We start from the raw sequence: 14,091 nt of genomic DNA, 5'->3' as shown, positions 1-14,091 counted from the left end.
ACACCACGGTCGATTCCCAAGGAGCGGATGCCCCGGGTGGTTCAACGGGGGCGACGGATCTCGCGCCAGAGGTCGACCTCGTCGTCGTCGCCGCCGGCACCCTCGCCGGTCGAGCGGCCCACGACCGTGACCGCGATCCCGTTGTGCGGCGAGGTGCGGATGATGAGCCGCTCCGACACGGCGCCGCGCAGGATGTCGGCGAGCTCGGCCCGGATCTCCCCGAGCGCCGGCGCATCGAGACCGTCGAGGCCGCCCTCGTCGAAAAGAGTGACCGCCGAGCCGCGGCGCCGTGCGGCGTCGATCTCCGCGCGCACGCCCTGGTCGAGCAGACGCGGACTCCGCAGCTCGTCGCGGAGGCTCTGCTCGGCCAGGCGCGCGGTATCCCTCTCGGAAGGGCGGAGGTTGCCGCCCGTCTCGATCACGCGAGCGAGCACCGGTCCAGCGATCGCGAGTGCGCGCTGGACGTGCAGTCGGCGCTCCCGCTGGCGGCCGCTCTGCGCGGCCTGCCACGCGGACGCCGCCTGCTGCAGGTCGGACAACTGGGCCGCGTCGCGCGCGGTGCGGTCGAGGGCGATCGACATGAGCTGGGCCAGGATGACCCAGACGAGTGACCCGACGAGTCCGAGACTGAGCGCGGACAGCACCCCGAGCCACACGGATGCGGACACGGCGAGCACCACCATGCCGATCCACGCGACGATCGGCCGGTGCCGAACCATGACGATGGTCATGAGGGCGCCGATACCGCCGATGACCCACGTGACGAAGGGCTGCGTCCGCCCGTCGGGCACGACGGCGAGGAAAGCCGCGTTCGGCACCACGGCCGACGCCACGAGCGCGAGGACCGCGGCCCACCCGGGAATCGTCGATCGCTCGCCGGGCGTTCCGACCGGGGCGCCAGGACGACGCGAACCGGGCAACAGGATCCACAGCCACGCGATCGGGAGGTAGAGCACCAGTGCGGCGATGATCAACCAGCCCCGCTCCACCGTCTCGGGACTCGTCCACAGCAGACCGCGCGCCGCGAGATACGCCGTGAAGGCGAGCGCGATCACGGACAGCACGGCGCGGACGGTCACCAGCGGTCCCCGCTCTCCCACTCGAGCGTCACGGTGGTGCCCGAAGGCCCGGATTCGATGTCCGAGCGTCCGCCCACCGCCGTCACGCGCGCCATGATCGATCCGCGGATGCCGAGGCGATCCGCCGGGATCGCGTCGAGGTCGAATCCGGCACCCGCGTCGCGCACCCGCACGACGACGCTCCCGGGATCGGCATAGCCCGACACCTCGACGGCGAGCCCGCGCGCCTCGGCGTGCTGGACGGCGTTGGCGACCGCCTGCATGGCCGCGAGGACGAGCGCGCGCGCAACCCGTCCCGGGACACGCGGCGTGGCATCGTCGAGTCGCCGTCGAACGGTGAGGTTCACGCCGAAATCGCGTGCCGATGCCTCAATGTCGTCGGCGAGGCCCGTGGCATCCACCGGCGCGTCGCTGCCCTCGAGAGCATCCTTCTCAGCGTTCGCGAGGCGAGTCAGCGCCTCCCGCGCCATGCTCACCGCGAGCGTGCGTTCCCGCGGCGTCGAAGCCCGCTCCGCCGCGAGGAGAGCTCCCAGGACGCTGTCGTGCATGAGAGCGGCGACCGCCACACGCTCGTTCTCCGTCGCCGCGGTGGCGGCTGCCTCCGCATAGCTCGACACCGCCTGCGCGCGCGTCTCGTCGACGTGGGTGGCGATCGAGCGATACATCCAGACCAGTGTCACCAGCACGCTGCCGAGGATCAGGGCGAATGACACGTCGAGGGCGACCGGAACGAAGAACTCGCTGCGGCCGCCGGCCTGGATCAGCCGCACCACACCGAAGAGAAGAGGAGCCGCAACCGTCCAGAAGACCTGCAGCGACATCGGGAAGGCGACGACGGCCGCCACGGTCGCCACGTTGATCAGGTAGAAGATCCAGGGGTTCTCCAACGGCGACGGGGATGGCCCTCCGGCTGTCGCGACGGGCCAGAGCGCCAGAGCGACCATGAAGACGACGGCGAACAGTCCGGTGAACACCCGCGCGAAACGCCCGACGGCGCATGCCACGATCATCGCGGCGAGCGGGACGAAGACCCCGAGTGCCAACGGGAGGTGCCAGCCGTCGCGCTCGTCGGCGCGGCCGAAAGCCGCCACCAGCGCCTGGGCTCCCAGAGCGAGAGACGCCGGGCCGACGAAGATCGTCAGGACGCGTTCGATGCGGTTCTGGGTGAACGAGCCGGGGTCGTCACGGGATTCGCGCGAGTGCGGGATCCGCCCCCAGGCCTCCTCGAGAACCGTCCGCTGGGCCTCCGAGCGGAGGTTGTCAGACATCGTTCCCGGCTTCGGGGGCGTCTTGCAGGATGCCGTCCTCCATCGCCCGCCGCAGCAGGTCGACCTTCGTCGGGGCGGGACGGCCGACCTCGACGTACTTCACGCGGACGCGCGTGATGTTCTCTTTCGCGGTGGAATACGCCACGCCCAGACGGTCGGCGACGGCCTTCAGCGGCAGTCCCGCCGCGTACAGGCGCAGGACCTCCCGTTCGCGGGCGGACAGCTGCGCGTCCGCGAAGGCACGGTCGCCCTCGACGGCACTGGCCCATTCGACGTTGTCGAGCAGGTCGCCGCGCGCAACCGTCCTGATCGCACCGAGCACCTCGTGCGTCGGGGACGATTTGCTCACGATGCCCGCCGCTCCCGCGGCCAGGGCCTCGCGCACGGCCGCCGGGCGGTCAGCGACGCTATGGATGATCACGCTCGAGCCGTCGCGCACGACACGGTCGACGTTCTCGGAGACGGTCGTACCGTCGCCGAGGGTGAGGTCGAGAACCACGACGTCGGCCGGGGACTGGACCGCTGCGCGACGCCAGTCGAGGTACGCGGCGACGTTCGCACCCGAGAACACGACCTCGGTCGTGGCGGTCTGGGTGAGCGCCGCCTCGAGACCGAGACGAACCGACTCGTGATCATCGATGAGGGCGACGCGCGTCATCCCCTCATCGTATCCACGGGATTTCTCGGCGCACGGTCTGGACATCCCCCGATCGGCGGGTCATCGGCGCAGAACGACGACCGCTTCGACGTGATGGGTGTGGGGGAAGAGATCGACTCCGCGGATGCCGTTCGCGGCGACGTAACCGTGTTCGGCGAAGGTGGCCAGGTCGCGCGAGAGCGCCACCGGGTCGCACGCGACGTACACGACCGTCGCCGGTGCCAACGCCGCGATGCCCTCGACGACCTCGCGCCCGGCGCCCGCGCGGGGCGGGTCGAGCAGGACGACGCCGCGGGACAGACGTTCGCGCTCTCGCTCCGACGCGCCGGCGGCGAGCGCCGCGACGAATCGATCCGCCCGGGCCGTCTCGGCCCGCGCCCCGATCCACTCCGCGAGGTTCTCTCCGGCGTGTTCTGTCGCGCGCGGGTCGGACTCGACGCTGATCACGCGCGTCGACGAACCGCCCATCTCGGCGAGCGTCGCCGCGAACAGGCCGACACCGCCGTAGAGGTCGAGATGGAGCCCCTCGGGGTCGACTCCCCCGGCCGCCGTCAGCTCGTCTCGAACGAGACCGGCCAGGGTCCGCGCGGCCAGCCGGTGCACCTGCCAGAAGCCTCCCGCGTCCACCCGGAACACGCGCTCGCCGACCCGCTCCTCGACGACCTCGGGGGTCGGACGAGAGCGGTCGCCGTCCGGACGCGCCAGCACGCGCACGCGTCCGTCGGCCGGCTGCACGAGGTCGACGCGTCCGGGTCGCGCTCCGCGCACGGCGAGAGCGGCCCGCGCGACCTCGGCCGTGGCCAAGGGCAGGTCGGGGGTTTCGACGACGCGGTGCGAGCGCGCCGCGTACGCGCCGACCCGACCGCCCTCGTCGACGTGCAAGCTCAGGCGCGTGCGCCAGCCCGTGCCGTCCGCCGCCTCGACATCGTCGGCGGTCCCCGCCGAGCGCACGTCGACCGGGAGGTCGAGCTTGCCCACGCGTTCGAGAGCCTCGCGGATGACGCGTTCCTTCAGCCGTCGTTGATGCCCGAGCTCGATATGACCGAACTCGGCCCCACCGGGGCGATCCTCGGGCACCACGTCGATGTCGGCCGCCGCCCAGACGTGCCGCTGGCGCTCGGGAGCAGCCTCGAGCACGTCGACGGCGTCGGCCCGCCAGAACGCCTTCTTGCGCGTGTCGGTGACACGCGCCCGCACGCGCTCCCCGGGAAGGGTGTCGGGTACGAAGACCACGCGGCCCTCGTGACGACCGACGAACACTCCCCCGTGGGCGATGCCGGTGATGTCGAGATCGATGAGGTCGCCGTCGTGCATGGTCCGAGCCTGTCACACGCGGCCGGGATATCGCCGGTCCGGTGGCTTCGACCGGCTCCGCCACCTCCGCCGCCAGGACACGGCGCCCGTCCAAGGGTCCGGTGGCTTCGACCGGCTCAGCCACCTCCGCCGCCAGGGCCGGGATGAGTACCGTGGACGCATGCGCGTGTGCCTGGCATCCACTTCTCCCGCTCGTCTCATGCTCCTGCGGCAGGCCGGCATCGAGCCCGAGGCGCGGGCGCCGCAGGTGGACGAGGAGGCCGTGATCGCGGAAGTCGAGGCAGCGAGCGGTCGACGTCTTCCCGCTCCCGAGCACGTGCTGCTCCTCGCGCGGCGCAAGGCCGCCGATGTCGCCCTCCGTCTGCACGAGGAGGACCCGAGCTTCGACGGCGTGGTGATCGGGGGCGACTCGATGTTCGAGCTCGGCGACGAGATCCTCGGCAAGCCGTACACGCCCGAGGCCGCCACGGAACGCTGGCGCGGCATGAGGGGACGCACCGGGATCCTGCATTCGGGACACAGCGTGTTCCGCGTGGCCCCCGGCGCTACGCCCACCGAGGCGCACGCGGTCGCCGAGGCGAGCGTGACCTTCGCGGCCGATGTGGACGACGACGAGATCGCCGCCTATGTCGCCAGCGGCGAGCCGCTGCTGGTCGCGGGGGCGTTCACCGTGGACAGTCTCGGCGGCGCCTTCATCGAGCGAGTCGAGGGCGATCCATCGACCGTTGTCGGGATGTCGCTGTCCACCGTGCGCCGACTCGTCCGAGAGCTCGGGGTCTCGTGGACGAGCCTCTGGAATCGTTCGTAGGGTCTCGCACACGTTTTTCGGCGTTTCTTGTCGAGGAGGGTCAAAAGACCGGGGTACCCCCTCGCTAGGCTGGGAGGATGCCGAAGATCGCCAAGGTCCTTGTCGCCAACCGCGGCGAGATCGCCGTCCGAGTCATCCGCGCCGCCCGTGATTCGGGCAAGGCCTCCGTTGCCGTCTACGCCGATCAGGACCGCGACGCCCTGCACACCCGCCTGGCCGACGAGGCCTACGCCCTGGACGGCTCCACGAGCGCCGACACCTACCTGTCGATCGAGAAGATCCTCTCGGTCGCCCGTCGTTCCGGTGCCGACGCCGTGCACCCCGGCTACGGCTTCCTCGCCGAGAACGCCGATTTCGCTCGCGCCGTGATCGCCGCGGGTCTGGTCTGGATCGGGCCCTCGCCCGACGCGATCGAAGCGCTCGGCGACAAGGTGACCGCGCGTCACGTCGCCGAGAAGGTCGGTGCCCCGCTCGCCCCCGGCACCCCGGGCCCCGTGTCCGGCGCCGACGAGGTCATCGCGTTCGCCGAGCAGGTGGGCCTCCCCATCGCCATCAAAGCCGCCTACGGCGGAGGCGGACGCGGCCTCAAGGTCGCCCGCGAGTTCGACGAGGTCGCCGAGATGTTCGAGTCGGCCACGCGCGAGGCCGTCGCGGCGTTCGGTCGAGGCGAGTGCTTCGTCGAGAAGTACCTCGACAAGCCGCGCCACGTCGAGACGCAGTGCCTCGCGGATGCCGCGGGGAACGTCGTCGTCGTGTCGACCCGCGACTGCTCGCTGCAGCGCCGGCACCAGAAGCTCGTCGAGGAGGCGCCCGCGCCGTTCCTCAGCGACGAGCAGAACGGCATCCTGTACGCGGCATCCAAGGCCATCCTCAAGGAGGTCGGCTACGTCGGAGCCGGTACCTGCGAGTTCCTCATCGGCGCCGACGGCACGATCTCGTTCCTCGAGGTGAACACTCGTCTCCAGGTCGAGCACCCCGTCTCCGAAGAGGTCACCGGCCTCGACCTGGTGCGCGAGCAGTTCCGCCTCGCCGAGGGTGAGGAGCTGGGCTACGACGACCCCGCCCCCACCGGCCACTCGATCGAGTTCCGCATCAACGGCGAGGACCCGGGCCGCAACTTCCTTCCCCAGCCCGGACCCATCCACGTCTTCAAGACGTTCGGGGGTCCCGGCATCCGTCTCGACTCGGGTGTGACGGCGGGCGACAGTGTCTCAGGGGCCTTCGATTCGCTGCTCGCGAAGATCATCGTCACCGGCCGCGACCGCGCCGAGGCGCTCGAGCGCTCGCGGCGAGCGCTCGACGAGTTCGAGGTCGCCGGCATGCCGACGGTGCTGCCGTTCCACCGCAAGGTCGTCCGCGACCCCGCGTTCACCGCCGAGGACGGCCGATTCGGCGTCTACACGCGCTGGATCGAGACCGAGTTCGTGAACGACATCCCGGCGTGGGACGGCGAGCTCGAGGCCCCCGCCGAGGAGCAGGGCCGGCACACCGTCGTCGTCGAGGTCGGCGGCAAGCGCCTCGAGGTCAGCCTCCCCGACCGCATCGCGGCTCCCGCGGCCAAGCCCGGGCGTCCGGCCGCCGCCCCGCCGTCGCGACGGTCGCACTCGGCCTCCCCCACCGCCGGCGCCACCGGCGATGCGGTGAAGTCGCCCATGCAGGCCACGATCGTCAAGGTCGCCGTCGAGGAGGGACAGCAGGTCGTCAAGGGCGACCTGGTCGTCGTGCTCGAGGCGATGAAGATGGAGCAGCCCATCCAGGCGCACAAGGACGGCACGATTGCCGGAATCGACGCGAATCCCGGCACGACGGTGTCGGCGGGTCACCAGCTGCTGCTGATCAGCTGACGCCCCGCTTCAACGCGGCGCCGTACCCCTCCGGGGTTGCGGCGCCGTCGTTTTCGCGGCATCCGCCTCACCCCTCGTCCCACTTATGGCCGGTTCAACCGCCCATAACACCCACCAACGGGACATGCACCGCCATAAGTGGGACACACAGAGGGCGGCGGGATGCCGCGAGGCCGCGGCATCCGCCCTGCTCAGTCCTCGCCGGGATCGTCGCGGTCGACGATGTGCATCGCGCGTGCCGCGTCGGTGATGCTCGACGTGAGCGAGGGGTAGACCGCGAAGACGCGGGCGACCTGGTCGACGGTCAGCCGGCGTTCGACCGCGATCGCCAAGGGGTAGATGAGCTCGGACGCCTTCGGTCCGACGATGACCCCGCCCATGACGGTGCCGCTGCCCTTGCGCGCGATGAGCTTCACGAACCCGTCGGTGATGCCCTGCATCTTCGCGCGGGGGTTCGCCGACAGCGGCAGCTTCTTCACGACGCCGGCGATCTTGCCGTCGACGACGTCCTGCTCGCTGAACCCCACGGTCGCGATCTCGGGAGCGGTGAAGATGTTCGCCGTGATCCGGCGCGTCTCGAGCGGGATCACGATGTCGCCGAGCGCGTGGAAGATCGCCTGACGACCCTGCATGGATGCCACGGATGCCAGGGGGAAGAAGTTCGTGCAGTCGCCCGCCGCGTAGATGTTGGGCACCGAGGTGCGCGCGACGCGGTTGACGCGGATGTGACCGGACGGCGTCATCTGCACCCCCGCCTCCGCGAGGCCGATGCCCCCGGTGTTGGGTATGGAGCCGACCGCCATGAGGCAGTGGCTGCCCTCGATCGTGCGGCCGTCCGCGAGGGTCACGGTGACACCGTCACCGGTGTTCACGACCGAATCGGCGCGGGCCTTCGCCAACAGCGTCATACCGCCGCGCTGGAAGACGCGCTCGAGGACGGCCGCGGCATCCTGATCCTCACCGGGGAGCACCTGGTCGCGGCTGGAGACGAGCGTCACCTTCGCGCCGAGGTTCATGTACGCCGACGCGAACTCGGCTCCCGTGACACCTGAGCCGACGACGATGAGGTGCGTGGGAACGGACTTCATGTTGTAGAGCTGCGTCCACGTGAGGATGCGCTCGCCGTCGGGCTTGGCCGAGGGGAGCTCGCGCGGCGAGGCCCCGACCGAGACGACGAGGGTCTCGGCCTCGATGCGATCGAAGTCGGTGCCGCCCGCCTCGGTGGACACGACCACGGCGCCGGAACCGTCCAGCCGCCCGTGACCCGCGATGATGCGGACGCCCGCCTCGAGCAGCGACGCCCGCATGTCGTCGGACTGCTGCCGCGCGAGCGAGAGGAGGCGCTGATTGACCGCCGCGAGGTTGATCGCGACCTCGGGGGTGAGGGGCTTGCCCCGGTCGTCGCGCGCGAACAGCTGCACACCGAGCTCGCTGGCGTTGCGGATGGCGACGGCCGCATCGGCGGTCGCGATGAGCGTCTTCGAGGGCACGACGTCGGTGATGACGGCCGAACCGCCCACGCCGGCGCGTTCCACCAGGGTCACGTCGGCGCCCAGCTGGGCGGCTGAGAGAGCCGCTTCGTAGCCGCCGGGGCCACCGCCGACGATCGCGACGGACTGCTTGCGCTCGAAGCTCTGCACCATGGCATCCATTCTGTCAGCGCTCAGCGGATGCCGATGCGCCGCACAGGTGGCCCGCGAGCCCCGCAGTTTCTAGAGTGGGGGGATGTCCAACAGCACTTCTCACCCGCTCGACGATCCGGCCGTCGACCCGTTCGAGGTCGCCGCGGCCGCGGCGGCCGACATCGCCCGCCTTTCCGGTGTCGAGCACCACGACATCGCGGTCACCCTCGGGTCGGGCTGGGGCCGCGCCGCCGAGCTCATCGGCGAGGAGACGGCGTCGTTCCCCGCGACCGAGGTCGTCGGTTTCTCGAAGCCCGCTCTCGAGGGTCACGTCGGCACGCTCCGGAGCGTCCGCACCCCCGGCGGCAAGAACGTCCTCGTGATCGGCGCGCGCACCCACTACTACGAGGGCCATGGCGTGCGCCGGGTCGTGCACAGCGTGCGCACGGCGGCCGCCACCGGCGCCACCACGATGATCCTCACGAACGGAGCCGGTGGCATCCGCGAGACGTGGAAGCCGGGACAGCCCGTGCTGATCAGCGATCACATCAACCTCACGGCCGACTCCCCTCTCGAGGGCGCGACCTTCATCGACCTCACCGACCTGTACTCCAAGCGCCTGCGCGACCTGGCGCGATCGATCGACCCGACGCTCGACGAGGGCGTGTACACGCAGTTCCGGGGACCCCACTACGAGACTCCCGCCGAAGTGCAGATGGCGAAGACGATCGGCGGGCACATCGTCGGCATGTCGACGTCGCTGGAGGCGATCGCGGCCCGCCAGGCCGGCATGGAGATCCTCGGCTTCTCGCTCATCACGAACCTGGCCGCCGGCATCCAGAAAACGCCTCTCAGCCACGAAGAGGTCCTCGAGGCCGGTCGCGAAGCGGAGCCCGTCATCTCGGCGCTGCTCGCCCGCGTGGTCAACGCATTGTGAGCGAGTACCTCGCCGCGGCCCGCGCCTGGTTGGCGCAGGACCCGGACCCCGTCACCCGCGAGGAGCTCACCGCGCTCATCACCCGCGTCGAAGACGGCGACGACGCGGCCGCCGCCGACCTCGCGGACCGCTTCTCGACGCGCCTTGCCTTCGGGACGGCGGGCCTGCGCGGAACCCTGGGCGCCGGGTCGAACCGCATGAACCGCGTGCTCGTCGCTCAGGCGGCGGCCGGTTTCGCCGCGTACCTCCGCGAGAAGCAGCCGGACGCAACGCCGACCGTCGTCGTCGGGTACGACGGTCGACGCAACTCCGACGTGTTCGCGCGCGACTCGGTCGAGATCTTCGCGGGGGCGGGGCTGCACGCGATCCTCCTGCCGCGTCTGTTGCCCACGCCCGTGCTCGCGTTCGCCGTGCGGCACCTCGGCGCGGATGCCGGCGTCATGGTCACGGCGAGCCACAACCCGCCGGACGACAACGGCTACAAGGTCTACCTCGGCGGTGCTGACGACGGCGCGCAGATCGTCTCGCCCGCCGATGCCGAGATCGCCGCGCACATCCAGCGCGTGGCAGACGACGGCGACGTCACGGTCCTGCCGCGGTCGGTGGGGTACGCCAACGCCCCGGAGTCCGTCGTGGAGGCGTACGTCGCCGCGACCGCCGCCGTCGCCCCGGCGCCGGCGGGCGCGGAGGGGCTCCGCTGGGTCTACACCGCGATGCACGGTGTGGGGTGGGAGACCGTCTCGCGGGTGCTCACGGAGGCCGGTTACCCCGCGCCGGTGGTCGTCGAGGCGCAGATCCAGCCCGACGGGCGCTTCCCCACCGTCGCTTTCCCGAACCCCGAAGAGCCGGGCGCGATGGATCTGGCGTTCGAGACCGCGCGCGCGGCCGACGCCGAACTGGTGATCGCGAACGACCCGGATGCCGATCGCCTCGCGGTCGCGATCCCGGATGCCGAGACCGACGGCGGATGGCGCCGATTGAGCGGCAACGAGATCGGTCTGCTGCTGGGCTGGCGCGCAGCGCGAGCCGCCGCCGCGGCCGGCACGGGCGGAACGCTCGCGTGCTCGCTCGTGTCGTCGCCCGGGCTGCAGGCCGTGGCCGAGCACTACGGTCTCGACTTCCGCTCGACGCTCACCGGGTTCAAGTGGATCTCGCGCGCCCCGGGCATCGTCTTCGGCTTCGAGGAGGCGCTGGGTTACCTCGTGAACCCCGACGTCGTGCGCGACAAGGACGGGATCTCGGCCGCGGTCGCTCTTCTGGGCATGGCCGCCGAGGCACGCGGCGAAGGCCGAACCGTCGCCGACCTGCTCCGCGAGTTCCGTGAGACGTTCGGCGCGTTCGCGAGCGACCAGATCTCGGTGCGCGTCAGCGACGTGAGCGAGATCGCCGGGATCATGGCATCCCTCCGCGCCCAACCGCCGTCCGCGGTCGGCGAGGTCGCCGTGTCGAGAATCGACGACCTGATGCGCGGGGTCGACGGGTTGCCCCCGGGCGACGTGCTGCGAATCTGGCTCGAGGACGGCTCGCGCCTCATCGTGCGCCCGAGCGGCACCGAACCGAAGCTCAAGCTCTACCTCGACGTGCAGGCGAGCTCGGCGAAGAAGGCGAACCGGCGTCTGGCCGCACTGCGCGCCGGCGCGGAGGGGTTGCTGGCCGCGCTGCGCTGACCCGTGGCGCACGGTTGTCGCCTCGACGCTCCCGCTCGCGTCGAGGCGACGCCTGTCCCCGTTGTCCCGTGCGAGCGGATCTTCAGAGGCCGTCACCAGGGGGAACGGTCGCTGCCCCGATCACGCTCGGCCGCTCGCCGCTGCGCCGGGTGCCCCCACCGTGAGAAGCACGTCGAAGCGTTCGGAGCGCCCCATGCCCAAGCGGGTACGGGCATGGTGCAGGTGCGACTCCACCGTTCTGATCGACAGATGAAGCCGTGACGCGATCTCGCTGTTCGACTCCCCGGAGATCGCCAGGAGAACGATCTCGCGCTCCCGTGCGGTCAGGACCTCCAGGGACCGCGGCGAGAACGAGCCGAGCTGACCGTGAACCCGCTCGAGGAGGACACCCATCCGAGGGAGGTCGAATCTCTGCGCGTACCCGCTCACACGGGCGAGGACGTCGGTCGGACGCATCCCCGCGGCGAGTGCGAGCTCAAGGAACAGGGGAAGCAGGAGCGGCGTCGACCGCTCCGCGGCCGGAAGCTCACGGAGAACACGGCGAAGAGCGGCCTCCGGCGCGCCGGCCGCGACCTCGATCATCGAACGCGCGAGCGCGCGCACGGGCCCGAACGAGCCTCCCGCCCACGAGTCGGGGACCCGTCCGAGACGAACGAGCGCCCCGTTGGCGGCGACGACATCACCCGACATCGCGTACCCGACCACCCGGAGCAGATCTACCCACACCCGCGTGTTCACCGACGGGGTGGCACCCAGATAACTGATGTTCGCGAAGATCCCATCAGGAGTGCGCTCGAATGCGTCCAGCGCGGCGGCGAGAACGGCGAACGAGGTGACGAGGTCCTGGCGGTCATCCCATCGCGCGGTCAGGAGCCTTTCTCGGACCGAAGCCCGGACGGCGGGGAGGTCATGCCCCAGGGCGATCGACGCGAAGACATGACGGAGATAGATCTCGAGGTTCGGCTCCGCGTCGAGGCCCACGCTCCGCCGACGCTGCTCGAGGAGGGCGACGGCGTCCGCCCCGCGTCCTTGGAGGGCCGTCAACACCGCCGCCGTCGCGTCTCGATACGCGACAGCATCCTCATCGGCGCCCGGCAGCGCCAAGGGAACGCGCAGCGTCGAGAGGTCGACGGACGGATCCGTCATCGCGCGGAAGATCGCCTGTCCGGACCCCAGGATCGTCAGCCACGACGTGTCACCGGGGAACCAGTCTGCCGCGGCGCCGAGACAGTCGCGGAGGGGCGCTCCTCCCTCGTCGAGTGAGACGAGGAGGTGCGCGCCCGTCAGGACGATCAGCTCCGCGTCCTTCCTGTCCGCGGGGGCGGGCAGCTCCGAAAGCACGCGGGTGACAGCGTCCTTCCTTCCCAGCGCGTCGTACGCGAGTGCCTGCGCCAGCAGAGGACGCACCGGCGACTCGCTGTGCTCGGGGTCTGTGAGGACAGCATCGGCGATCGGGATGGCCTCGGCGGGACGTGACGACCGCGCCACCGCCAGCACGGCGGAACGCCGCAGACGCCGCAGCGCCACTCGCGCGTAGTCGTCCTCGGGTTCGGGGGCGTAGCGCGCGCAGAATGAGTCGGCGCGCGGACGCAAGGGCGTGCCGGTGGCGGCCAGCCGCACGAGACCGGCCGCGATGCGTTCTCTCGCCGCGCCCAGAAGCTCGGCGTTCAGGCGATCCTCAGCCACTCGGGCGGCCATCTCGCCGATAACGACCTCCGACCTGTCGGTCGCGGCCGTCAGGACCCCGCGATCGCGCAAAACCGCCAAGGTCTGAGCGGTGACCGTCGCTCGCAGATGCGACAACGGAATCGGCGCGAGCTGCCGCAGAACGGCCAGGACGCATAGCTGCGACTCCGTCAAGGGCGCGAGCATCGTCTGCGTGATGTCGATGATGCGCCCGGGCAGCGGATCGAATCTCGGGTCCAGAGGCATGAGCGCATCCATGCGCGCGGACGCGAAAGCGAAGGCCACGACCTGTTCTATCAGCGCCGGATTTCCGCCGGTGAGGCGGTGCAGCGCGAAATGCCAGGCACCGTCGGCGGGTTCGCGCCCGTAGTGACGGGCACGAAGTGAATCCGCCATCCGCGCCGTATCCCCGAGGTTCAGGGGTCCGAGCGTGATGTTCACGCTGCGGCGATCGGCGGAAAGGGCCTGCAGCGCGGAGAATCGCTCATCCGCCGTCGAGGAAACGGGGCACGTCCGTATGGTGGCGATCAGGCGCGCACCGCGACGAAGCACCGCGTCGACCACTCCCTCGACGAGCGGCGCATCGAAGGCGTCGAGGTCGTCGACGACGACGACGATCCCCTCGTCCGCGGCCCTCGCGATGACAGCGTCCACGCCGGCCGCGTCGGTGACGACCTCGTCCGGCGCCCCTTCAAGGCGACAGACCGCAGAGGACCCCGACCGGCAGACCAACTCCATCGGCGGTCCCGGAAGGGACTCTTCCACCGCACTCAGAAAACGGGTGGTTCCGACTCCGACCGCACCCGCGACGATCACGTTGTTGCCCTGCGCGAGCGCATCGTTCGCCCGCCGGATGAGATCGCTCCGTCCCCAGACACGTTCCGTTCTCACCGAAGCACTTCCTTTACTACTGACTGCCCTGACGGCGCACTCACCCGCAGCACGCACGACTTCACCCCTTCTATCACCCCGTTGCGTTTTCTGTCTGCGGCACTGACATGCGGCACCCGTCACTGAGTCGTCTCCGTATGCGGAGCGCCGAAAGCGGAGCCGACACGAAATCGAATTCCGTGCACCCCACTGATGTGCGAGGCGACCACCGCTCGTAGGTTCCAACCCGTCCGCTCGCCCAAGGGGGGCGTCGAACGCATGCGGATGAGACCAGAGAGATCAGGTACGCAATTGCACACCACACCTACGCGCTCCCG

10 protein-coding genes are annotated in these 14,091 nt (G+C 70.6%); 4 read left to right on the top strand and 6 right to left on the bottom strand.

All coding sequences use genetic code 11. The features are described from left to right. Positions 1-41: 41 nt before the first annotated feature. From ACMW4R_RS07980 to ACMW4R_RS07965, 4 genes are read right to left on the bottom strand one after another with little or no spacing between them, the layout of a single operon-like run. On the bottom strand, positions 42-1,079 hold the full coding sequence (locus ACMW4R_RS07980) for a hypothetical protein (RefSeq protein ID WP_081318137.1): 1,038 nt from the start codon (positions 1,077-1,079) through the stop codon (positions 42-44). Next, complete coding sequence (locus tag ACMW4R_RS07975; RefSeq protein WP_153004642.1) at positions 1,076-2,347, bottom strand: sensor histidine kinase; 1,272 nt, start codon at positions 2,345-2,347, stop codon at positions 1,076-1,078. The genes ACMW4R_RS07980 and ACMW4R_RS07975 overlap by 4 nt, the downstream gene beginning before the upstream one ends. Then, positions 2,340-3,005, bottom strand: a complete 666-nt coding sequence (locus ACMW4R_RS07970; RefSeq protein WP_058595496.1) for a response regulator transcription factor — start codon at positions 3,003-3,005, stop codon at positions 2,340-2,342. Before ACMW4R_RS07970 ends, ACMW4R_RS07975 begins: the two co-directional genes overlap by 8 nt. A 60-nt stretch (positions 3,006-3,065) precedes the next feature. Further along, entirely contained in the window at positions 3,066-4,319 is a 1,254-nt protein-coding gene (locus ACMW4R_RS07965; protein WP_058595497.1) for a class I SAM-dependent RNA methyltransferase, read from the bottom strand. 160 nt (positions 4,320-4,479) lie between these two features. On the opposite strand from ACMW4R_RS07965, the gene ACMW4R_RS07960 reads away from it, so the two are divergent. Both ACMW4R_RS07960 and ACMW4R_RS07955 read left to right on the top strand, forming a co-directional pair. Further along, the gene (locus tag ACMW4R_RS07960; protein WP_058595498.1) at positions 4,480-5,127 is read left to right on the top strand and encodes a Maf family protein; all 648 of its coding nucleotides are present in this window, start codon (positions 4,480-4,482) and stop codon (positions 5,125-5,127) included. A 77-nt stretch (positions 5,128-5,204) separates the two neighbouring features. Next, positions 5,205-6,971 carry a biotin carboxylase N-terminal domain-containing protein gene (locus tag ACMW4R_RS07955; RefSeq protein WP_418299613.1) on the top strand — a complete coding sequence of 589 codons (1,767 nt, stop codon included), beginning with the start codon at positions 5,205-5,207 and terminating at the stop codon, positions 6,969-6,971. Positions 6,972-7,162: 191 nt separating this feature from the next. Here ACMW4R_RS07955 and ACMW4R_RS07950 read toward each other — a convergent pair whose 3' ends face one another. Continuing rightward, positions 7,163-8,623, bottom strand: coding sequence for an NAD(P)H-quinone dehydrogenase (locus ACMW4R_RS07950; protein WP_418299612.1), 1,461 nt, complete (start codon positions 8,621-8,623; stop codon positions 7,163-7,165). A gap of 73 nt (positions 8,624-8,696) precedes the next feature. Between ACMW4R_RS07950 and ACMW4R_RS07945 the strand changes: the two genes are divergently transcribed. Together ACMW4R_RS07945 and ACMW4R_RS07940 are read left to right on the top strand one after the other, a co-directional pair. Beyond that, a complete protein-coding gene (locus ACMW4R_RS07945) occupies positions 8,697-9,530 on the top strand; it encodes a purine-nucleoside phosphorylase (protein WP_418299611.1) in 834 nt (277 codons plus the stop codon). Further along, positions 9,527-11,197, top strand: a complete 1,671-nt coding sequence (locus tag ACMW4R_RS07940; protein WP_058595502.1) for a phospho-sugar mutase — start codon at positions 9,527-9,529, stop codon at positions 11,195-11,197. Before ACMW4R_RS07945 ends, ACMW4R_RS07940 begins: the two co-directional genes overlap by 4 nt. 120 nt (positions 11,198-11,317) lie before the next feature. Here the strand turns inward: ACMW4R_RS07940 and ACMW4R_RS07935 are convergent, their stop codons facing one another. After that, complete coding sequence (locus tag ACMW4R_RS07935; protein WP_418299610.1) at positions 11,318-13,774, bottom strand: helix-turn-helix transcriptional regulator; 2,457 nt, start codon at positions 13,772-13,774, stop codon at positions 11,318-11,320. Between the last annotated feature and the right edge of the window lie 317 nt (positions 13,775-14,091).

This window comes from Microbacterium sp. S1037, assembly GCF_048381605.1.
GTDB lineage: Bacteria > Actinomycetota > Actinomycetes > Actinomycetales > Microbacteriaceae > Microbacterium > Microbacterium testaceum_B.
This window is presented reverse-complemented; position numbering and strand designations above follow the sequence as displayed.

Bases quoted from the DNA above. Each gene is read 5' to 3' on its own strand.
- ACMW4R_RS07975 (WP_153004642.1), bottom strand. From the start codon at position 2,347: ATGTCTGACAACCTCCGCTCGGAGGCCCAGCGGACGGTTCTCGAGGAG.
- ACMW4R_RS07970 (WP_058595496.1), bottom strand. From the start codon at position 3,005: ATGACGCGCGTCGCCCTCATCGATGATCACGAGTCGGTTCGTCTCGGT.
- ACMW4R_RS07965 (WP_058595497.1), bottom strand. From the start codon at position 4,319: ATGCACGACGGCGACCTCATCGATCTCGACATCACCGGCATCGCCCAC.
- ACMW4R_RS07960 (WP_058595498.1), top strand. From the start codon at position 4,480: ATGCGCGTGTGCCTGGCATCCACTTCTCCCGCTCGTCTCATGCTCCTG.
- ACMW4R_RS07955 (WP_418299613.1), top strand. From the start codon at position 5,205: ATGCCGAAGATCGCCAAGGTCCTTGTCGCCAACCGCGGCGAGATCGCC.
- ACMW4R_RS07950 (WP_418299612.1), bottom strand. From the start codon at position 8,623: ATGGATGCCATGGTGCAGAGCTTCGAGCGCAAGCAGTCCGTCGCGATC.
- ACMW4R_RS07945 (WP_418299611.1), top strand. From the start codon at position 8,697: ATGTCCAACAGCACTTCTCACCCGCTCGACGATCCGGCCGTCGACCCG.